Raw genomic sequence first — 20,454 nt, 5'->3', positions numbered from 1 at the left:
GGGCGGCTGCGCGGCCGGCGCCACGGTGCCCGCATCCGTGCCGCGGGGTAGTGCCTCGCCGCCTCCGCTCACCGGCGACGACGGGGCGCGCGGGGTTCCCGCGACCGGATCCGCCGGACGGCCCTACGCCTCGAAGGGCCGTGCCGGCCAGGGCGCCTCGGCCGGGCGGAGCGCGTCGAGGCCCTCGCCCCGCTCCGCCGCGACCAGCGAGAGCACGCCCACGACCAGGCAGTTGTTGTGCAGCTCCCCCGCGAGCACCCCCCGGACCAGGTCCGCGACGGGCACCCGCGCCAGCTCCATGTCGGCCTCTTCGTCCTCGACCTCGAAGCGCTCCCCGGCGGCCTCGGACAGGCCCCGCGCGAGGAAGATCCGTACGGCCTCGTCGCAGCCGCCGGGGGTGGTGTAGACGTCGGTCAGCACCCGCCAGTCCTCGGCCTTGACGTGCGCCTCCTCGTACAGCTCGCGCTGTGCGGCGTGCAGCGGGTTCTCGCCGGGGACGTCGAGCAGCCCGGCCGGGATCTCCCAGAGCTTCTCGCGCACGGGGTGCCGGTACTGCCGGATGACCAGCACCCGGCCCTCGTCGTCCAGGGCGAGGACGGCCACGGAGCCGGGGTGGACCTGGTAGTCGCGGGTCACCACGGAGCCGTCGGGCATGACCACGTCGTCCGTGCGGACCGAGGTCTTCTTGCCCCGGAAGGGGGTCTGGCTGCCCCGGACCTCCCACTCCTCGGGAGTGTCCTTGATCGTGCTGCCCGTCATTGCCTGACCTGCCCTTCCAGACGTACGCGAAAGCCGGGGCCCGCGCCGTTGAGTGCGCGTGCCCCGGCCAACCGTACAACTGGTGTGCTACTTGGACGTCTTCCGCTCGACCGCGGCCTTGACCAGCCCGGCGAAGAGCGGGTGCGGGCGGGTCGGGCGCGAGCGCAGCTCCGGGTGGGCCTGCGTGGCGACCAGGTAGGGGTGGACGTCCCGCGGGTACTCGACGTACTCGACGAGCTTGCCGTCCGGGGAGGTGCCCGAGAAGACGATGCCGGCCTTCTTCTCCAGCTCCGCGCGGTAGGCGTTGTTCACCTCGTAGCGGTGGCGGTGCCGCTCCTCGACGTACTCCTTGCCGTCGTAGACCTCGCGCACGATGGAGCCCTCGGCCAGCTTCGCCGGGTACATGCCGAGCCGCATCGTGCCGCCGAGGTCGCCCTCGCCCGCCACGATGTCCAGCTGCTCGGCCATGGTGGAGATGACCGGGTGGGCGGTGGCCGGGTCGAACTCGGTGGAGTTGGCGTCGCCGATGTCCGCCAGGTTGCGCGCGGCCTCGACGACGATGCACTGCAGGCCCAGGCAGAGGCCGAGCAGCGGGATCTTGTGCTCGCGTGCGTACTTGATGGCGCCGACCTTGCCGGTCACACCGCGCTCGCCGAAGCCGCCCGGGATGCAGATCGCGTCGACGTCGCCGAGCTGCGCCTTGGCGCCGGCCGGGGTCTTGCAGTCGTCGGACGTGACCCACTTGATCTTGACGCGGGCCCGGTTGGCGAAGCCGCCCGCGCGCAGCGCCTCGGTGACCGAGAGGTAGGCGTCGGGCAGGTCGATGTACTTGCCGACCAGGGCCATGACGATCTCGTGCTCGGGCTTGTGCACGCGGTCGAGCAGGTCGTCCCAGGTCGTCCAGTCCACGTCGCGGAACGGCAGGTCCAGCTTGCGGACGACGTAGGCGTCCAGGCCCTCGGTGTGGACGACCTTGGGGATGTCGTAGATGGAGCGGGCGTCGGGACAGGCCACGACGGCGGCCTCGTCGACGTCGCACATCAGCGAGATCTTGCGCTTGATCGCGGTCGGCACCTCGCGGTCGCAGCGCAGCACGATCGCGTCCGGCTGGATGCCGATGTTGCGCAGGGCGGCGACGCTGTGCTGGGTCGGCTTGGTCTTCAGCTCGCCCGAAGGGCCGATGTAGGGCAGGAGCGAGATGTGGACGACGAAGACGTTGTCGCGGCCGACCTCGTGCCGGACCTGGCGGACGGTCTCCAGGAACGGCAGCGACTCGATGTCGCCGACCGTGCCGCCGACCTCGGTGATCACCACGTCGACCTCGTCCGTCGCCATGCGGCGGATGCGGTGCTTGATCTCGTTGGTGATGTGCGGGATGACCTGCACGGTGTCGCCCAGGTACTCGCCGCGCCGCTCCTTGGCGATCACGGCCGAGTACACCTGGCCTGTAGTGACGTTGGCGGTGCCGTCCAGGTCACGGTCGAGGAAGCGCTCGTAGTGTCCGATGTCCAGGTCGGTCTCGGCACCGTCGTTGGTGACGAAGACCTCACCGTGCTGGAAGGGGTTCATCGTGCCGGGGTCGACGTTCAGGTACGGGTCGAGCTTCTGCATCACGACGCGCAGGCCCCGGGCCTTGAGCAGCATGCCGAGGCTGGAGGCGGTGAGCCCCTTGCCGAGCGAGGAGGCGACACCCCCGGTGACGAAGATGTGCTTGGTCGTCGAGGATTTGGGCGGCATGGCCAAGAGGGGGCTCCCGTGGTCGCGGTCTGGGGTGCGGTGCGTTCGTCCTCCGCCCCGGTCGTACCGGGAGTCGTCGGCGGCGCCGTCGCTGCGGTTCCGGGGTTTTTCTCCCACCGGTCCACGGGCTACCAGCGTAACAGCGCCTCGGGGCGATGGCTTCCGGCCACCCTCCGCGCACGTCCGGACACGCAGAGGGCGGCGTCACCGTTTCCTCACTCGTTCGGCCGACCCGGGTTGCCCGGAGCGGCACACAGATCATCTACGTGCGTCGTATCCTGCTCGGACGTTCGCTGCCGAGCCCGCCCGGCGACACGGCACCACCCCTCGCCCGTCAGCACCGGAACAACGGGAGCTCGTCAGTTCGTTGAGCAACAATTGTCGTTCGGGGCACCACGTTTGGCTTCACGGCCGAACGGCTGCTTTGCTTCATGACTCACGAGGCATGACACGCATGACACGCCTCCCCCGACACACATCCCCTGACACACATTCCTGACCCCACCCTTGACCGCTGACCGCACTAGCGACCGCCCCCACGCGGGGTGACGTGGCCGTTCGACTGGAGTTGCACGTGGCCGGGCGCATCGAAGACTACGCACTCATCGGAGACATGCAGACCGCTGCCCTGGTCTGCCGGGACGGCACAGTCGACTGGCTGTGCCTGCCCCGCTTCGACTCGCATGCCATCTTCGCCGGCCTGCTCGGCACCGGGGAGCACGGTTTCTGGCGGATGGGACCCGCGTACGCCCCCGGCGCCGAACCGCCGGCCGCGGCCCGGCGGACCTACCGCGGCGACTCGCTGATCCTGGAATCCGAGTGGGACACCCCGCGCGGCACCGTCCGGGTGACCGATTTCATGCCGCCGCGCGACGGCGCGCCGCAGCTGATCCGGATCGTGGAGGGCGTCTCCGGCCGGGTGCCGATGCGCTCGGAGCTGCGGATGCGGTTCAGCTACGGCCGGGTGGTGCCCTGGGTGCACAAGCAGGAGGGCCGCACGGTGGCGGTCGCGGGCCCGGACTCCGTGTGGTTCGACACGGAGGCGGAGACCTACGGCAAGGCGCTGACCACGTACGCGGACTTCACGGTGGCGCCGGGCGACCGGATCGCGTTCACCATCTCGTGGGAGCCCTCGCACAAGGAGCCGCCGGCGCTGCCGGAGCCCGAGCAGTCGCTGGTGGCCACCGAGGACTTCTGGCGCGACTGGGTCGAGCACTGCACGTACCACGGCCCCTACCGGGAGGCCGTGGTCCGCTCCCTGATCACGCTGAAGGCCCTGACGTACGCCCCCACCGGCGGCATCGTCGCCGCGCCCACCACCTCCCTGCCGGAGGACATCGGCGGCGTCCGCAACTGGGACTACCGCTACACCTGGCTGCGCGACGCCGCGATCACGCTGTCCTCGCTGCTGCGCACCGGCTACCGCGAGGAGGCCCGCGCCTGGCGCGAGTGGCTGCTGCGCGCGGTCGCGGGCGACCCGGAGAACCTTCAGATCATGTACGGCATCGCCGGTGAGCGGGAACTGGGCGAGGCGGAGCTGGACTGGCTGCCCGGCTACGAGAACTCCACTCCGGTCCGGGTCGGCAACGGCGCGGCCCACCAGCTCCAGCTGGACGTCTACGGCGAGGTGACCGAGGCCCTGCACCTGGGCCACATGACGGGCCTGGCCCGCAACGACTACGCCTCGGTGCTCCAGCTCAAGCTGATCCGCTACCTGGAGTCCCACTGGCACGAGCCGGACGAGGGCATCTGGGAGGTGCGCGGCCCGCGCCGCCACTTCGTGCACTCCAAGGTGATGGCCTGGGTCGCCGTCGACCGCACCATCAAGCTGATCGAGTCCGGCGACGCGGACGGCCCGCTGGAGCGCTGGAAGCAGCTGCGGGACGACATCCACCGGGACGTGTGCGAGAAGGGCTACGACAAGGAACGGAACACGTTCACGCAGTCCTACGGCTCCCAGGCGCTGGACGCCTCCCTGCTGCTCATCCCGCAGATGGGCTTCCTGCCGCCGGACGACAAGCGGGTCATCGGCACCATCGAGGCCATCCAGCGGGAGCTGTCCACCTCGGACGGCTTCATCCTGCGCTATCCGACGGACGGCGAGGACGAGGGCGTCGACGGTCTGCCGGGCGACGAGGGCGCCTTCCTGGCCTGCTCGTTCTGGATGGCGGACGACCTGGCGATGATCGGCCGGGTGGACGAGGCCAGGAAGCTCTTCGAGAAGCTGCTGTCATTGCGCAACGACCTCGGTCTCCTGGCCGAGGAGTGGGACCCCCGCCTCCAGCGCCAGGTCGGCAACTTCCCGCAGGCCTTCAGCCACGTGCCGCTGATCGACACCGCCCTCCGGCTGACGGCGAGCGGGGCGTACGGGGGCTGAGCCCGCGTTCACGGCCACCGGTGGCGGGGCGGGCACACGGATGTCCCGGCGGGTGTCGCGCCGGGTAGCGTCCGGCTCATGGACAGCGGCATGAACAGCGGATTCGACACCCAGGGCGCCGGGATCACGGTGCGCCGGGCACTGGAGCTGCCCGGGCTGCGCAGCGGTCTGCCGGAGGTCGTCGCGGGCGCCGACCGGCTGCACCGCACGGTGCGCTGGGTGCACGCCGGTGAGGTGCCCAACATCGCCTCGCTCCTCAAGGGCGGCGAACTGCTGCTGACCACGGGGTACGGCCTGGGCACCCGCCCCGCCGAGCAGCGGGTGTTCGTCCGCACGCTGGCCGAGCGGGGCATCGCGGCCCTCGTGGTGGAGCTGGGTCCGCGCTTCGCCCGGCTGCCGGCGGCGCTGGTCGACACGGCCCGCGCGGCCGGGCTGCCGCTGGTCCAGCTGCACCGCGAGGTGCCGTTCGTGACGGTCACCGAGGAGATCCACACCGAGATCGTCAACGGCCACTACACGCTGCTCCAGCGGGCCGAGGAGGTGCACCGCCGCTGCACCGAGGCCCTGCTGGGCGGCGGCGGGGTGCCCCAGGTCCTCGCCATCCTGGCCGACTTCGCGGGCAACCCCGTCTTCCTGGAGACCACCGACGGCCGCCTGCTGTACGCCGCCGGTTCCGGCCCCGAGGGCGCCGACCCCCTCCAGGTGTGGGAGGGGCTGCGGGGCCCGCACAAGGACGCGCCGCCCCCGGCGGGGTCGGTCCTCGTGGACGTACCCGGCGGCGGGCCCGGCACCGGCTCGGTCCGGGCCCGCCTCGTCCTGCTGCCGGTACGGTCCGCCCTGGCCCCGGTGCACCGGATGGCGGCGGAGCGGGCGGCGGGCATCCTGGCCGTGGTGCTGATGCAGGCGCGGCAGGAGGAGGAGCTGGCGGCGCGCGGCCGGGGCGACTTCCTCACCGACCTCGCCGAGGGCCGGATCACCGCGGACGACGCCCCGGCGCAGGCCCGCGTCCTGGGCTTCAAGCCGGGCTCGGGACCGCTGCTCCCGGTGGTGATGCGGCTCGGCGACGCCCTGTCCCCGGCGGGCGGCGGCTGGGCGGTGCTGGCGCGCGCGGTCGGCGAGGAGCTGGCCTCGGTGGGGGTTCCGGTGCTGCTGGGCGTACGGCCGGTGGAGGGCCGGGTCCCGCTGCTGCTGGGGCTGCGCTCGGAGTCGGAGCGGGCGGCGATCGCGGACCGGGTCGCGGCGGCGCTGCGGGCGGGCGTGGAACGGGCCGGGATGCGGCGGCCGGGCGCCCGGCCGCCGATCGTGGTCGTCGGGGTGTCCGGCGGCTGGGCGGCGGCGTCGGCGGGCCTCAGGCACGCGGCGGAGACGGCGACCGCGGCGCAGGGCCTCACCGACCGGCCCTGGTACGACGCCCGGCGCCTGGACATCGACCTGCTGCTGTGGCGGCTGCGCGACCATCCGGACCTCGCGGCGTTCGTGGACCGGGCGATCGGCCCGCTGCGGGACCACGACGACCGCGCGAAACCGCCGCTTCTGCCCACCCTCCAGACGTACCTGGCCCACGCCGGCCGCAAGGCGGAGACGGCCCGCGAGCTCCACCTCAACCGGCAGACGCTCTACAACCGGCTGGCCCGGATCGGTGAGTTGCTGGGCACTGACCTCGACGACCCGCAGACCGTGCTGGCGCTGAGCCTGGCCCTGCGCGCCCGCCGGCTCGTTCCGTAGCGGCCGGAGCCCCCGGGGACGGGTGCCTAGAGCAACGGCGTGGGCTGCGTCAACTCGTCGTAGATGCTCAGGACCTGGGCGACGGTCTCGTCCTCGGTGGGCCAGGTCGCCGCCTGCCGTACGCCCCGCTCCCGCAGCTCCTCGCACCGCTCGGGGGCGTCGAGCAGGCGGACCACGGCGTCGCCGAGCGCCTCCGCGTCGCCGGGCGGCACCAGTTCGGCGGCGTCGCCGACCAGTTCGGGGATGCCGCCGACGTCACTCGCGACGAGCGGCACGCGCGCGTGGAGGGCCTCCTGGGCGAGCACGGAACGCCCCGGTTCCCGGCGGCTCGGCAGCAGCGCGAGGTCGGCCGCCGCCAGCAGTTCGGGCACGTCGTCGCGGCTGCCGGCGAGCACCACCGGCAGTCCCTCGCCCTCGATCCGCGCCTGCAACTCCCCGCGCAGCGGCCCCTCTCCGGCGACGACGACCATCGGCGCCGGGTCGAGGCGGCACCAGCCGCGGGCGGCGTCGAGCAGGACGTCGTAGCCGCGGTGCGGGTCGAGGGAGCCGACCGCGATCAGCAACGGGCGGTCGACGGCACCGAGTTCGGCCCGGACCTTGGAGCGCGGCCGGTCGGGGTCCTCGGGTCCGGGGCGCGGGTCCGGCCGGGCGGGGAGCGCGACGGGGCCGAGCCGGGCGTCCCGCGCACCCGTCCGCCGCGCCCCGTCGACCAACTCCGAGGTGGCGCCGAGGACCACGGTGGCGGCCTTCATCACCCGCCGCTCCAGCACGCGCAGCAGGTGGGCGCGGGCCCCCTCGGCGGCCACGCGGTCGTGCCAGGTGACGACCAGCGGAGTGCGCACACGCCGCCCGCCGAGGGCGAGGACGGCCCGGAAGGAGGCGTGCAGCCCGTGCGCGTGCACCAGGTCGGCGTTCGCGCACACCGTCCGCAGCGCGGCCACGGAGACGGGGTCGCTGCTGCGCGGCACGTGGACGTGGTCGGCCCCGGTGCCGGTGAAGTCGTAGGTGCACTCCGCATCGGAGGGGGCGCACACCGTCACCTTCACGCCCCGTGCGACGAGCCCCGCGGCCAGTGAGCGCACGTGCGCGCTGCTGCCGGCGTTGCCGCCGCCCAGCACCTGCACGGTGCGCAGCGGCGACTGGCCGTGCGGTGAGTGGCTGCTCACGGGGGTCACCTGGCCCGGGGCTCCTGTTCGGCGGGGGACGGTCACAAAGAACGTACAGAAGGATGGTGCGGACGGGGCGCGCCGCGCGGATTCCGTTGCGCCGCTCCGTCAAGGATGCCAGGCCGTACGGGTGTTCCGGGCACGACGGCCACCGGGACCGGACCGACGGTGGGACGCCGGCGGAGAACCGCCTCACCCGTACGAGTGATTGTGACGCGGCCCGCCGGGTACGCCCCGAAGTCACGCCGGGAGCCACGGCGGACGCGGGCAGGGCACACGGCGGACGCCGGCCCGGTGGACGGTCCGCGCGGGCACGGAGGACGGGGGACGCGGACGGCCGACGCGGGCCCGGCGGACGGCCGACGGCCCGACCGGTGTGGTGCTCCGCCGGCCGCGGCCGCCCCGGCCCCGGCCTCACCCCCGGCGTTCCGCACGCGCGGGGTCACGCCGCTGCTACTGGTCCGCCCGGGCCGTCTCCAGCAGTTCCTCCGCGTGGGCGCGGGCCGTCTCCGAGTTCTCCTGGCCGGCGAGCATCCGGGACAGTTCCCGGACCCGCTCCTCGCCCTCGAGGACCTTCACGCCGGAGCGCGTCACCGAGCCGTCGTCGGTCTTCTCCACCAGCAACTGCCGGTCGGCGAACGCGGCCACCTGCGGCAGATGCGTCACGACCACGACCTGCGCCTTCTTCGCCAGCCGCGCGAGCCGTCGGCCGATCTCCACCGCCGCCTTGCCGCCGACTCCGGCGTCGACCTCGTCGAACAGGTACGTCGGCACCGGGTCGGTGCCCGCGAAGACGACCTCCACGGCCAGCATCACGCGCGACAGCTCACCACCGGACGCGCCCTTGGCGATCGGCCGCGGCGGCGCGCCGGGGTGCGGGGCGAGCAGCAGCTCGACCTCGTCGGCGCCCGACGGCCCGTAGGCCACCGTGCGCCCGCCGACCTCGACGCCCTGTTCGTCCTCGGTCTGCCGGATCTCGAACGACACGCGCGCGTGGGGCATGGCCAGCGACGCCAGCTCGGCGGTCACCGCGGCGGCGAACCGCTCGGCGGCCTCGGTGCGCGCGTCGGTCAGCGCCTGGGCGAGACCGCCCAGTTCGGCCCGCAGCGCGTCCCGCTCGGCGGTCAGCTCGCCGATCCGCTCGTCGTCGCCGTCCAGCTCGGTCAGCCGCGCGGCACCCTGCTCGGCCCAGCTCAGCACGGCCGCGATGTCCTCGCCGTACTTCCGGGTCAGCGCGGTGAGCGCCGCCCGGCGCTCCTCGACCGCCGCGAGACGCAGCGGGTCGGCGTCCAGGTCGTCGGCGTATCCGGCCAGCTCCCCGGCCACGTCCCGCAGCAGGATGCCCACCTCGCCGATCCGCTCGGCGAGCGCGGCCAGCGCCGGGTCGTGGGACCGTACGGCGTCCAGGGCCCGCTGTGCGCCCGCGACGAGCGTCGCCCCGTCCACGCCCTCGGGATCCTCGGGATTGCCCGCCAGGGCGGCGTGGGCGGCCGTGGCGGCCGACGCGAGCGCCTCGGCATGGCCCAGCCGCTCCGCCTCCTCCGCCAGCTCCACGTCCTCACCGGCGCGCGGCTCGACCGCGGCGACCTCGTCGAGGCCGTAGCGCAGCAGGTCGGCCTCCTGGGCGCGTTCCCGCGCGCGGGTGGTGATCTCGTCCAGCTCCGTGGCGACGGCGCGCAGCCGCCGGTACGCCTCGGCGTACTTGGCGAGCGGCCCGGCGACCGCGTCGCCCGCGTACCGGTCGAGCGCCTGTCGCTGCCGGGACAGCTTGAGCAGCCCCTGCTGGTCGGTCTGCCCGTGCACGGCCACCAGCTCGTCGGCCAGCTCGGCGAGCATCCCCACCGGCACCGACCGCCCGCCCAGATGCGCGCGCGATCTCCCCTCGGCGGAAACGGTACGGCTGATCAGCAGCGCGCCGTCGTCCAGCTCGGCCCCGGCCTCCTCGGCCCGCACGGCGGCCGCGGCGTCGCCGGGCACGGCGATCCGCCCCTCGACGACCGCGTTCTTCGCCCCGATCCGCACGAGCGCCGCGTCGGCGCGTCCGCCCAGGAGCAGCCCGAGGCTGGTGACCACCATGGTCTTGCCCGCACCCGTCTCACCGGTGACAGCGGTGAACCCGGGCGACAGCTCGACCACGGCGTCATCGATGACTCCGAGCGACCGTATCCGCATCTCCTCAAGCACGGACACGACCATACGAGGTCGAGGGCAGGGAGCGCACACAGGCTGCTCCTGTCACGCCGGGTGGGGCGATGCCGCCCAGGGCGCGGGGCTGTGCTGATTACGGCTGCGCCGCGGGGCGCGACCGGCCACGGACCACCCGCGGCCGGGCCACAGCAGAACCACCCCTGGAACCACCCCTTCGAGACCGCTAGTGCGGCGCCCCGCGCCACCCGGAAACGGGCAACGCGAACTTCGCGACCAACCGGTCCGTGAACGACGCGTGGTGCAACCGAGCCAACCGCACCGGCACCGCCCCCCGCCGCACCTCCACCCGCGCCCCCGGCGGCAACTCCACCGTCCGCCGCCCGTCGCACCACAGCACCCCCGGCGGGACGTGCGGCAGCACCTCCACCGCGAGCACCGAGTCCGGCGAGGTCACCAGCGGCTTCGCGAACAGCGCGTGGGCGCTGATCGGCACCATCAGCAGCGCCTCCACCTCCGGCCACACCACGGGACCGCCGGCCGAGAAGGCGTACGCCGTCGACCCGGTCGGCGTCGACAGCACGATGCCGTCGCAGCCGAACCCCGTCACCGGCCGCCCGTCGATCTCCAGGACGACTTCCAGCAGCTTCTCCGCGCCGGCCTTCTGCACGGCGGCCTCGTTCAGCGCCCAGTCGGTGTGCACGATGTCGCCGTTGCGGTGCACGACGACGTCGACGGTCATCCGCTCCTCGACCTCGTAGGCGCGGTTCACCACCCGGTCGACGACCTTGTCGAGGTCGTCGCGCTCGGCCTCCGCGAGGAACCCGACCCGTCCGAGGTTGACGCCGAGCATCGGCACCCCGGAGGCGCGGGCGAACTCGGCGCCGCGCAGCAGCGTGCCGTCGCCGCCCAGCACGATCAGCAGCTCGCACCCGTCCAGGCACTGCGGGGTGGCCTCACCGACCAGCTCCACCTCGCCCGGCAGCGGCAGGTCGCGGGCTTCGGCCTCCAGGACCCGTACGCCGATCCCGGCCCGCAGCAGCCCGCCCACCACCAGCTCCGCGCTGCGGATGGCGGCGGGGCGCCCGGTGTGGGCGAGCAGGAAAACAGTTCGCGCTCGGTTCTGTGTCAACGCGGCCCCTCCGCCACTGCACGGTCAACATCGGCCGGGTCCAGTGCGGCGGCGCCGGCCCGCAGCCACAGAAAGTACTCGACGTTCCCGGAGGGACCCGGCAGCGGACTGGCGGTGACCCCCTTCACCCCGAGCCCCAGCTCCCAGGCCCGCTGCGCGACGCCCCGCACCGCCTCGGCCCGCAGCTGCGCGCTGCGTACCACTCCCCCGCTGCCCAGCCGTTCCTTCCCCACCTCGAACTGCGGCTTCACCATCATCACCAGGTCCGCGTCCGGCCGTGTGCACCGCACCAGGGCGGGCAGCACCAGTCCGAGCGGGATGAAGGACAGATCCCCCACGACAAGGTCCACGGGCTCCCCATCGATCGCTTCCGGCGTCAACTCGCGTACGTTCGTACGGTCCTTGACGGTGACGCGTTCATCCTGCCGGAGACTCCAGGCGAGTTGTCCGTATCCCACGTCCACGGCGACGACGTGCGCGGCGCCGGCCCGCAGCAGTACGTCGGTGAAGCCGCCGGTGGAGGCACCGGCGTCCAGCGCCCGCCGTCCCTCGACGACCAGCCCCTGCGGCACGAAGGCGGCGAGGGCGCCGGCCAGCTTGTGGCCGCCGCGCGAGACGTAGTCGGGGTCGTCGCCGTCGGCGGTCACCACGATCGCCGCGGCGGTCTCGACCTGCGTGGCGGGTTTGGTCGCGACGGTCTTGCCGACGGTGACCCGCCCGGCGGCGATCAGCTGGCTCGCGTGCTCGCGCGAGCGCGCCAGCTTGCGGCGCACCAGCTCCGCGTCGAGACGGCGGCGTGCGACTCCTGCCACGTTCGGTTCAGCTCCTGCGGTCGTACGGTGATGGCGGCGGGGGCGCCGGTGGTCCCGGGCGGCCCGGGGGTTCCGGAGGCCCAGGGCGGGTGTCGAGCGCGGTGAGCGCGTCGCGCAGCCCCCGGTGTACATCCTCGTACACCTCGACGTGTCCGTCGGTGGCGAGGTGGTCGGCGTCGGCCAGCCGCGCCAGCCGGGCGTCGACCTCGGCGTTCCCGGTGGGCTCGCGCGGGACGTCCAGCGGGGCGGGGGCGGCCGGCTCGTACCCGGGGTCCGGCTGTGCCCCGGGCTCCGCCTCCTCGGAATCCGGTCGCGGCTCCGGCTCAGGTACTGCGTCGCTCATGCCCCGACGCTACCGCGTGGTGCTGGGGTACGGTCGGTCGCGATGGCGACGACTGAGGAGTGCCGTGCCGCACTCGAGAAGCTTTCGGACAGCATGCGCGGCGCCGAAGGGGACGTGCGGGCGGCCACGGAGCTGGACCGCTCGGTGAGCTGTCACATCACCGACCTGGACGTCACCTTCGCCGGGCGCATGGCGGACGGCCGCATCGACGTGCGCGAGACCCTCGAGGGCCCGCCGCGCGAGAAGGCCGAGATCAGGCTGTCGATGACCGGCGACGACCTGGTGGCCCTGGTGGCGGGCGAACTGAACTTCGCCAGGGCCTGGGGCTCGGGCCGGGTGAAGCTGGAGGCGGGCCTGCGCGACCTGTTCCGGCTCAGGAAGCTCCTGTAGCGACCGCCTTCACCTGCTTGTCCGTCTGCTCGTCCGTCTGCTTGTTCGCCTGCTTGTCCACCTGCTTGGTGCGTCCTTTGCGGGCGGCCGGCACCACCAGCGGCGTACCCGTCTCCGGGTCGTCGATGACCTGGCAGCGCAGCCCGAAGACCCGCTCGACCAGGTCGGCGGTGACGATGTCCTTCGGCGCGCCCTCGGCGATGACCTCCCCGCCGCGCAGGGCGATGAGGTGGGTGGCGTAGCGGGCGGCGTGGTTCAGGTCGTGCAGGACGGCCACCAGGGTGCGGCCCTGCTCCTCGTGGAGCTCCGCGCACAGGTCGAGGACGTCGATCTGGTGCTGGATGTCCAGGTACGTCGTCGGTTCGTCGAGCAGCAGCAGCGGCGTCTGCTGGGCGAGCGCCATGGCGATCCACACGCGCTGGCGCTGGCCGCCGGAGAGTTCGTCGACGTAGCGGTCGGCCAGCTCGGCGATGCCGGTCTGGGCCATCGCCTCCTGGACGACCCGCTCGTCCTCGGCCGACCACTGGCGCAGGATGCCCTGGTGCGGGTAGCGGCCGCGGCCGACGAGGTCCCCGACGGTGATGCCGTCGGGCGCGATGGACGACTGCGGGAGCAGGCCGAGGGTCCGCGCCACCTTCTTGGCGGGCATCGACTGGATGACCGAACCGTCGAGCAGCACCCGGCCGTCGCTCGGCTTGAGCATCCGCGACAGGGCCCGCAGCAGGGTGGACTTGCCGCACGCGTTCGGGCCGACGATCACCGTGAAGGAGTTGTCGGGTATCTCCACCGACAGCTTCTCCGCGATGACCCGCTGGTCGTAGGCGAGGGTGACGTTCTCGGCGGTCAGGCGGTTCACGTTGCTCCTTTGGTTCTCGCTCCTCTGGTTCCCGGCCCCGCTGCGGGTGTCGCCTCCGGCGCTCATATCCGGCCCGCCTTGCGCTCGGTGACCAGCAGCCACAGCAGGTAGACGCCGCCCAGTACGCCGGTGACGACGCCCACGGGCAGCTGGTCGGCGCCGAAGGCACGCTGCGAGATCCAGTCGGCGCTGACCAGCAGTGCGGCGCCCATGCACAGGGACGGCACCAGGTTGGGGCCGGGCGAACGGGTCAGGCGCCGGGCGAGCTGCGGCGCGGTGAGCGCGACGAAGCTGACCGGTCCGGCGGCGGCGGTGGCCGAGGCGGTCAGCAGGACGGCGGCCACCATCAGCAGCGCCCGCACCCGCTCGACGCGCACCCCGAGGGCGTACGAAACGTCGTCGCCCATCTCCATCATCCGCAGCGCCCGTCCGTTGGTGAGCACGAGCGGCACGAGCACGGCGCACAGCGCGAGCAGGGGCCACACCTGGTCCCAGTCACGGCCGTTGAGGGAGCCGGTCATCCAGACGACGGCGCGGGAGGCGTCGACGATGTCGGCGCGGGTGAGCAGGTATCCGTTGACCGCCGTGACGATCGCGGACACGCCGATGCCGACCAGGACCAGCCGGTATCCGTGCACGCCCCGCTTCCAGGCGAGCAGGTAGATGGCGACGCCGGTCACCAGGCCGCCGACCAGCGCGCCGACGGTGACCTGGGCCGAGCTGCCGGAGAACAGGACGATCATGATGAGCGCGCCGGCCGTCGCACCCTGCCCGAGACCCAGTACGTCCGGACTGCCCAGCGGGTTGCGGGAGATGGCTTGGAAGAGCGCGCCGCCGACGCCGAGCGCGCCGCCGACCAGCAGTCCGACCAGGACCCGCGGCAGCCGCAGTTCGTTGACGATGAACTCCTGCCCGGCGTTGCCCTGGCCGACCAGGGTCTTCAGCACGTCGACGGCCGGTATGTCGAAGTCCCCCGTGCCGATCAGCAGCACGCTCGCGGCGACGGCGACGAGCAGCAGCAGGGCGACCACGACGGTGGCCCGCACGTCGAGGCGGAGGGACAGCCCTCCCGGGGTACGCACGGCACGGTTGGTCTTCACGGTCTTCCCGTTCTTCACAGCTGGGCCGTCCTCCGCCGTCGTACGAGAAAGATGAAGACCGGCCCGCCCAGGACGGCGGTGACGATGCCGACCTGGAGCTCCGAGGGCCGTGCGACGATCCGGCCCAGCACGTCCGCGCCGAGCAGCAGCACCGGGGACAGGATCGCCGCGTACGGGAGGATCCAGCGCATGTCGGGTCCGGTGAAGGAACGGACGATGTGCGGGATCATCAGCCCGACGAAGACGATCGGCCCGCAGGCCGCCGTCGCGGCCCCGCACAGCACGGTCGCGGCGAGCATGGCCAGCGCCCGCGTCCGGTTCAGGTTGGCGCCGAGGGCCTTGGCGGTGTCGTCGCCCATCTCCATGGCGTTGAGCGGCCGGGCGAGCGCGAGCGCGAGGACCGTGCCCGTCACGAAGAAGGGCAGCACTTCCTTGATGGTTCCGGTCGTCGCCGAGGCGAGCGAACCGACCGTCCAGAAGCGCATCCGGCCCAGCGCCGCGTCGTCCATGATCATCACGGCCTGGAGGTAGCCGAAGAGCGCGGCGCTGATCGCGGTGCCGGCCAGCACCAGCCGCACCGGCGTGGCCCCCCGGCTGCCGCCCAGGAACCAGACCAGCGCGCCGACCCCCGCCGCACCGGCGAAGGCGAACCAGACGTACCCGGTCAGCGAGGTGACGCCGAAGAAGGTGATGCCCGTGACGACGGCCGCCGAGGCGCCCGCGTTGATGCCGAGCAGTCCGGGGTCGGCCAGCGGATTACGGGTCAGCGCCTGGAGCACGGCTCCCGCGAGACCGAGGGCGGCGCCGGCCAGCAGGCCGAGCACGGTCCGCGACAGCCGCTCGCCGACGACGACGTCGCCGTAGGTGCCCGAGTCGTGGAAGAGACCGTGCCAGACCTGTGCCAGGGACAGGTCCTTGGCACCGATCGCGATGCTCGCCAACGCGACGAACACCAGGACCGCGACGGAGACGGGCAGCCCCGCGGCACGCAGGAGACGGCGCTTGGCGGGCGGCGCGGGAGCGGTCTCCGCGCGCTGTTCGGGGGGACTCTCGACCAACACGCAGTTAGGTTAGCCTACCCTGCCAATCGATCATGATCCCGAGGGCCGCCCAGAGGCCCCCGGCCCGGCAGGCACTGGCAGCCCCGGCACACTCCGGCTCGCTCCGACCCACTCCGGCCCGTGGACGGGCGCCTTCCCCGTACGCCGTCTCACAACCCCAAACGCGCCAGCGCCTTCCCCGAGTCCAGCCCGCACCCCTGCTCGCCGCCCGCCGTCCAGGCCGCCGCGCACAGGGCCCGCAGCCCGTCCAGCTCCGCGCCGTCGCCCGTCAGCTCCAGCCGCTCCGCACCGGCCGTCGCCGTCCAGCCGCCGCAGCGGAAGCCGTCGTCCGCGTGACCGGTGACCTCCGGCTGGCCGGTGAGCAGCCCGCGCAGGTCGGCGTCGACGTACGTCGGCCGGTGCTGCGGCGGCGCCGCCAGCAGCTGCGCCCCGTCGGTCACGCCGGTCAGGACGAGCAGCGAGTCGACCTCCCCGTTGAACGCCCCCTCGATGTCCGTGTCCAGGCGGTCGCCCACCACCAGCGGTCGCTGCGCGCCGGTCCGCAGGATCGTCTCCCGGTGCATGGGCGGCAACGGCTTCCCCGCGACCTGCGGCTCGGCACCGGTCGCGATCCGCACGACCTCCACCGCCGCGCCGTTGCCCGGAGCGATCCCCCGGGCGCCCGGGATGGTCAGATCGGTGTTGGAGGCGTACCAGGGGACACCGCGCGCGATCGCGTAAGAGGCCTCGGCGAACCGCCCCCACGGCAGCTCCGGGCCGCCGAATCCCTGCACGACGGCCGCCGGATCGTCCTCGGCCGACTCCACCGGCTCGAGACCGCGCTCGCGCAGCGCCACGCGCAGCCCCTCGCCGCCGATCACCAGCACCCGCGCCCCCGAGGGCACCTGCTCGGCGATCAGCCGGGCCACCGCCTGCGCCGAGGTGATGACGTCACCGGCGTCCGTCGGTATCCCCAGCTCGGTCAGGTGCGCGGCCACCGTGTCGGGCGTGCGGAGCGCGTTGTTGGTGACGTACGCCAGGCGCATGCCGCCGTCCCGGGCGGTGCCGAGGGACTCGACGGCGTGGGCGATCGCGTTCCCCCCGGCGTACACCACGCCGTCCAGGTCGAGCAGCGCCGTGTCATAGGCCTCGTTCAGGCCCTGCCCACTGCCCTCGGGCCTCGTCCTGACGCTCCGGCTCATCGCACATCGCTCCTCGTTGGTCGCCTTTCCCCCGATCATCCCCCATCCCACTGACACACGTACGATGCCGGGATGAACTCTGCAGGTCACCCGGAAGCAACGGCGCGCCGGGGCCTGGAACTCACCCCGTTCCGAGGCCTCCGCTACGACCCCGACCGGGTCGGCAGCCTGGCCGCCGTGACCTCCCCGCCCTACGACGTCGTGGTCCGCCCCGACGGCCTGCTCCACCTCGAGTCGGCCGACCCGTACAACATCGTCCGGCTGATCCTGCCCCAGGCCGCCACGCCCGAAGCACGCAACGGGCAGGCCGCCCGCACCCTGCGGCGCTGGACCGCGGAGGGCGTCCTGACCACCGACCCCGAACCGGGCCTGTACGTCTACGAACAGCGCGACGGAGAAGGGATGCTCCAGCGCGGCATCATCGGCGCCGTGCGCGTGTCGGACCCCTCCGAGCAGGTGGTCCTGCCGCACGAGGACGTCATGTCCCATGTCGTCGCCGACCGCGCGGCCCTCATGCGGGCCACCCGGGCGAACCTCGAGCCTCTGCTCCTGACCTACCGCGGCGACGACGAGACACCGGTCACCACCGCCCTCGTGGAACGCACGGCCGCACAGCCGCCGCTCCTCGCCACGACCACGGAGGACGGTTTCCGCCACCGCCTGTGGTCGGTCACCGACCCGGACACCGTGGCCGGCGTCCAGGCCGAGCTGTCCCGGCAGCAGGCCCTCATCGCGGACGGCCACCACCGCTGGGCCACCTACCGCACCCTCCGCGCGGAGCACCCCTCCCCCAGCCCCTGGGACCACGGTCTCGTCCTCCTGGTCGACACGGTCCGCTACCCGCTCCGCGTCCGCGCCATCCACCGCCTGCTGCACGGCGTCCCGGTGCGCGACGCGGTGGCCGCCCTGGACGGGCACTTCCGCGTCCGCCGCCTCGACACGTCCCTGGACGGGTCCCTGGAGACCCTGGCGAAGGCGGCCGACGCGGGCAACGCCTTCCTCCTCGCCGGCGACGGCGCCTTCCACCTGGTCGACCTGCCGGACCCCGGCCTACTGGCGCGCACGGTCCCCACCGACCGGCCCGAGGCCTGGCGCACCCTGGACGCCACTGTCCTGCACGCCACACTCCTCGCCCACGTCTGGCAGGTCCCCGACGACTCGGCGGCCCACATCTCCTACATCCACGACACGGCGGCCACCGTGGAGAAGGCCGAACGCGACGGCGGCACGGCGGTGCTGATGCACCCGGTCCGCGAGGAGGTCGTCCGCGAACTGGCCCGCCAGGGCGTCACGATGCCCCGCAAGTCGACGTCCTTCGGCCCGAAACCGGCCTCCGGCCTGGTGCTCCGCGCGCTCGACGTCTGACCCCGTCCACAACGGGACGAGGGGGCGGGCCCGGTACACGGGCCCGCCCCCTCGCCGTAGGGGACGTCAGTCCTTGTCGCCGTCCTCGGCGGAAGAACCCTCCACGTCACCACCTGACCCGGTCTCGTCCTCGTCCTCGTCCAGGGCGTCCATGAACTCCACGCCGTCCAGCTCGGCGAGCCGGTCGGAGGCGTCCGTGCTGCCGTCCCGGTCGGACTCCACGGCCTTCGCGAACCATTCCCGCGCCTCCTGCTCCCGGCCCGCGGCCAGCAGGGCGTCGGCGTAGGCGTAACGCAGCCGCGCGGTCCAGGGCTGTACGGAGTGGGAGGCCAGCTCGGGGCTCTGCAACGTCACGATGGCCGCGTCCAGCTGTCCCATGTCACGCCGGGCACCGGCGGCCACGAGGCGCATCTCGACCTGACCGGCCTTGTCCAGCTTGTGCACCTCGGGGGCGCCGGCCATGTCCAGCGCCTTCTCCGGCCGGCCCAGCCCACGCTCGCAGTCGGCCATCACCGGCCACAGCTCCACCGACCCGGTCATCCGCCGGGCGGCCCGGAACTCCGCCAGCGCCTCGCTGTACTTCTGGTTGGCGTACGCGGCGAAGCCGGCCGCCTCGCGTACGGCGGCGACGCGGGAGGCCAGACGCAGGGCCACCCTGGAGTACCCGTACGCGGCCTCCGGGTCCTCGTCGAGCAGCCGCGCGACCATCACCAGGTTCCTGGCGACGTCCTCCGCGAGCGTCTTGGGCAGGCTCTGCAGCTCCTGCCGCACGTCCTTGTCGATCTCGTCGCCCGTGACCTCCTCGGGGATCGGCAGGCGCTTGATCGGCTCCCGGTCGCGGTCGCGCTCCTCACGGAACCGGCCACCGCCACCCTGCCGGTCGTCGCGCCCCCGGTACCCGCCGGGCCGCCCACCGCGGTCGTCACGACGGGGCCCGCGTCCACCGCGGTCGTCCCGCCCACGGAACCCACCGCGGTCGCCACCCCGGCCGTCGTCACGCCGGTCGTCACGCCGACCGAATCCGCCACGCTCACCACGGTTGTCGTCCCGGCGGAAACCACCGCGGTCGCCACGGTCGTCACGACGGAAACCACCGCGGTCGTCGCCCCGGCGGTCGTCGCGCCTGTCGTCACGGCGGAAGGGGGGACGGTCGTCGCGCCGCTCGTCACGGCGGTCGTCGCGACGGAAAGACGGACGGTCGCCACCCCGGTCGTCCCGACGGTCGTCCCGACGGTATGAAGGACGGTCTCCGCGATCGTCGCGGCGGAAGGACGGACGGTCGCCGCCCCGGTCGTCCCGACGGTCGTCACGACGGAAAGACGGACGGTCGCCACCCCGGTCATCACGACGGTCGTCACGGCGGAAGGGAGGACGGTCGTCACGACGCGGTCCACGGTCACGGTCGTCACGGCGGAAGCCACCGCGCTGCCCACCACGGTCATCGCGGCGGTCGTCGCGCCTGTCGTCACGGCGGAAGGGGGGACGGTCGTCACGCCGCTCGTCACGGCGGTCGTCGCGACGGAAGGACGGACGGTCGCCGCCCCGGTCATCACGGCGGTCGTCACGACGGAAGGACGGACGGTCGCCGCCCCGGTCGTCCCGACGGTCGTCCCGACGGAAGGACGGACGGTCGCCGCCCCGGTCGTCCCGACGGTCGTCCCGACGGTATGAGGGACGGTCTCCGCGATCGTCACGGCGGAAGGACGGACGGTCGCCACGGTCTCCGCGATCGTCACGGCGGAAAGATGGACGATCGCCGCCCCGGTCATCACGACGGTCGTCGCGGCGGAAGGGAGGACGGTCGTCACGACGCGGTCCACGGTCACGGTCGTCACGGCGGAAGCCACCGCGCTGCCCACCACGGTCATCGCGGCGGTCGTTGCCCCGGCGGTCGTCGCGGCGGAACCCGCCGCGGTCACCACTGTCCCGTCGCCGCTGGTCGCGCTCCGGTCGGTCGTCGGGAGAGTTGGTGGACATCGTGGTGACTCCTGTCTTCGGTACCGCAAGTCATTCTCGCGCAACCGGGTACCCGGTGCGCCCTGGAAAAACGAAAGGACCCCTGGTCCCCAGCTGAACGCTGGGGACCAGGGGTCCTTTCCAAAGATTGTTCGGCGGCGTCCTACTCTCCCACAGGGTCCCCCCTGCAGTACCATCGGCGCTGTAAGGCTTAGCTTCCGGGTTCGAAATGTAACCGGGCGTTTCCCCTACGCTATGACCACCGAAACCCTAATGGTTTCGAGCGAACAAGCACACTCTTCAATTGTGCGTTCTACTCAAAGCCGGCAACGGTCGTTGCCTCAGAACT

Annotated in this window: 17 protein-coding genes and 1 rRNA gene; 4 read left to right on the top strand and 14 right to left on the bottom strand. The window is 73.1% G+C overall.

The window, feature by feature from the left end; translation table 11 throughout:
- Positions 1–123: 123 nt before the first annotated feature.
- On the bottom strand, positions 124–759 hold the full coding sequence (locus Sco07f_RS23860; RefSeq protein WP_087791699.1) for an NUDIX domain-containing protein: 636 nt from the start codon (positions 757–759) through the stop codon (positions 124–126).
- Positions 760–846: 87 nt separating this feature from the next.
- On the bottom strand, positions 847–2,496 hold the full coding sequence (pyrG, locus tag Sco07f_RS23855; RefSeq protein WP_054103257.1) for a CTP synthase: 1,650 nt from the start codon (positions 2,494–2,496) through the stop codon (positions 847–849).
- A gap of 574 nt (positions 2,497–3,070) precedes the next feature.
- On the opposite strand from pyrG, the gene Sco07f_RS23850 reads away from it, so the two are divergent.
- Complete coding sequence (locus Sco07f_RS23850) at positions 3,071–4,873, top strand: glycoside hydrolase family 15 protein (protein ID WP_007447985.1); 1,803 nt, start codon at positions 3,071–3,073, stop codon at positions 4,871–4,873.
- A 78-nt stretch (positions 4,874–4,951) separates the two neighbouring features.
- Entirely contained in the window at positions 4,952–6,598 is a 1,647-nt protein-coding gene (locus Sco07f_RS23845) for a PucR family transcriptional regulator (protein WP_108989159.1), read from the top strand.
- 26 nt (positions 6,599–6,624) lie between these two features.
- Here Sco07f_RS23845 and Sco07f_RS23840 read toward each other — a convergent pair whose 3' ends face one another.
- The 5 genes from Sco07f_RS23840 to Sco07f_RS23820 all read right to left on the bottom strand — a co-directional run bounded on the left by Sco07f_RS23840 (position 6,625) and on the right by Sco07f_RS23820 (position 12,196).
- Entirely contained in the window at positions 6,625–7,773 is a 1,149-nt protein-coding gene (locus Sco07f_RS23840) for a glycosyltransferase family 4 protein (RefSeq protein WP_167468199.1), read from the bottom strand.
- 444 nt (positions 7,774–8,217) lie between these two features.
- Positions 8,218–9,960, bottom strand: a complete 1,743-nt coding sequence (recN, locus tag Sco07f_RS23835; RefSeq protein WP_174855404.1) for a DNA repair protein RecN — start codon at positions 9,958–9,960, stop codon at positions 8,218–8,220.
- A 175-nt stretch (positions 9,961–10,135) separates the two neighbouring features.
- Entirely contained in the window at positions 10,136–11,041 is a 906-nt protein-coding gene (locus tag Sco07f_RS23830) for an NAD kinase (RefSeq protein WP_007388321.1), read from the bottom strand.
- Complete coding sequence (locus tag Sco07f_RS23825) at positions 11,038–11,853, bottom strand: hemolysin (protein WP_007388322.1); 816 nt, start codon at positions 11,851–11,853, stop codon at positions 11,038–11,040. The genes Sco07f_RS23830 and Sco07f_RS23825 overlap by 4 nt, the downstream gene beginning before the upstream one ends.
- A gap of 7 nt (positions 11,854–11,860) precedes the next feature.
- On the bottom strand, positions 11,861–12,196 hold the full coding sequence (locus Sco07f_RS23820) for a hypothetical protein (RefSeq protein ID WP_108989157.1): 336 nt from the start codon (positions 12,194–12,196) through the stop codon (positions 11,861–11,863).
- 42 nt (positions 12,197–12,238) lie between these two features.
- Between Sco07f_RS23820 and Sco07f_RS23815 the strand changes: the two genes are divergently transcribed.
- The gene (locus Sco07f_RS23815; RefSeq protein WP_007388336.1) at positions 12,239–12,586 is read left to right on the top strand and encodes an SCP2 sterol-binding domain-containing protein; all 348 of its coding nucleotides are present in this window, start codon (positions 12,239–12,241) and stop codon (positions 12,584–12,586) included.
- Here Sco07f_RS23815 and Sco07f_RS23810 read toward each other — a convergent pair.
- The 4 genes from Sco07f_RS23810 to Sco07f_RS23795 all read right to left on the bottom strand — a co-directional run bounded on the left by Sco07f_RS23810 (position 12,570) and on the right by Sco07f_RS23795 (position 16,784).
- On the bottom strand, positions 12,570–13,442 hold the full coding sequence (locus Sco07f_RS23810) for an ABC transporter ATP-binding protein (protein ID WP_167468198.1): 873 nt from the start codon (positions 13,440–13,442) through the stop codon (positions 12,570–12,572). The genes Sco07f_RS23815 and Sco07f_RS23810 overlap by 17 nt on opposite strands.
- Before the next feature lie 62 nt (positions 13,443–13,504).
- Entirely contained in the window at positions 13,505–14,542 is a 1,038-nt protein-coding gene (locus tag Sco07f_RS23805) for a FecCD family ABC transporter permease (RefSeq protein WP_108989321.1), read from the bottom strand.
- Between the two features lie 14 nt (positions 14,543–14,556).
- Positions 14,557–15,603 (bottom strand): FecCD family ABC transporter permease, encoded by a 1,047-nt coding sequence (locus tag Sco07f_RS23800; protein WP_042822143.1) that lies wholly within the window; start codon positions 15,601–15,603, stop codon positions 14,557–14,559.
- Between the two features lie 149 nt (positions 15,604–15,752).
- Positions 15,753–16,784: an HAD hydrolase-like protein gene (locus tag Sco07f_RS23795; RefSeq protein ID WP_108989155.1), complete on the bottom strand. Its 1,032-nt coding sequence runs from the start codon at positions 16,782–16,784 to the stop codon at positions 15,753–15,755.
- A 72-nt stretch (positions 16,785–16,856) separates the two neighbouring features.
- Between Sco07f_RS23795 and Sco07f_RS23790 the strand changes: the two genes are divergently transcribed.
- Positions 16,857–18,149 (top strand): DUF1015 domain-containing protein, encoded by a 1,293-nt coding sequence (locus Sco07f_RS23790; protein WP_087791685.1) that lies wholly within the window; start codon positions 16,857–16,859, stop codon positions 18,147–18,149.
- A 66-nt stretch (positions 18,150–18,215) separates the two neighbouring features.
- Here the strand turns inward: Sco07f_RS23790 and Sco07f_RS40385 are convergent, their stop codons facing one another.
- The 3 genes from Sco07f_RS40385 to rrf form a co-directional block, all read right to left on the bottom strand.
- On the bottom strand, positions 18,216–18,965 hold the full coding sequence (locus tag Sco07f_RS40385; RefSeq protein WP_202483573.1) for a tetratricopeptide repeat protein: 750 nt from the start codon (positions 18,963–18,965) through the stop codon (positions 18,216–18,218).
- Positions 18,857–19,984: a hypothetical protein gene (locus tag Sco07f_RS40380; protein WP_159106984.1), complete on the bottom strand. Its 1,128-nt coding sequence runs from the start codon at positions 19,982–19,984 to the stop codon at positions 18,857–18,859. Before Sco07f_RS40380 ends, Sco07f_RS40385 begins: the two co-directional genes overlap by 109 nt.
- Positions 19,985–20,255: 271 nt before the next feature.
- A 5S ribosomal RNA gene (gene rrf, locus Sco07f_RS23775) occupies positions 20,256–20,372 on the bottom strand.
- Between the last annotated feature and the right edge of the window lie 82 nt (positions 20,373–20,454).

This window comes from Streptomyces coelicoflavus, from assembly GCF_003112555.1.
In the GTDB taxonomy this organism is placed as follows: Bacteria; Actinomycetota; Actinomycetes; order Streptomycetales; family Streptomycetaceae; genus Streptomyces; species Streptomyces coelicoflavus.
Note: the sequence above shows the minus strand (reverse complement) of the source record. Positions and strands in the feature narration are given on the sequence as shown.

Bases quoted from the DNA above. Each gene is read 5' to 3' on its own strand.
- Sco07f_RS23860 (WP_087791699.1), bottom strand. From the start codon at position 759: ATGACGGGCAGCACGATCAAGGACACTCCCGAGGAGTGGGAGGTCCGG.
- pyrG (WP_054103257.1), bottom strand. From the start codon at position 2,496: ATGCCGCCCAAATCCTCGACGACCAAGCACATCTTCGTCACCGGGGGT.
- Sco07f_RS23845 (WP_108989159.1), top strand. From the start codon at position 4,952: ATGGACAGCGGCATGAACAGCGGATTCGACACCCAGGGCGCCGGGATC.
- recN (WP_174855404.1), bottom strand. From the start codon at position 9,960: ATGGTCGTGTCCGTGCTTGAGGAGATGCGGATACGGTCGCTCGGAGTC.
- Sco07f_RS23820 (WP_108989157.1), bottom strand. From the start codon at position 12,196: ATGAGCGACGCAGTACCTGAGCCGGAGCCGCGACCGGATTCCGAGGAG.
- Sco07f_RS23815 (WP_007388336.1), top strand. From the start codon at position 12,239: ATGGCGACGACTGAGGAGTGCCGTGCCGCACTCGAGAAGCTTTCGGAC.
- Sco07f_RS23795 (WP_108989155.1), bottom strand. From the start codon at position 16,784: ATGAGCCGGAGCGTCAGGACGAGGCCCGAGGGCAGTGGGCAGGGCCTG.
- Sco07f_RS23790 (WP_087791685.1), top strand. From the start codon at position 16,857: ATGAACTCTGCAGGTCACCCGGAAGCAACGGCGCGCCGGGGCCTGGAA.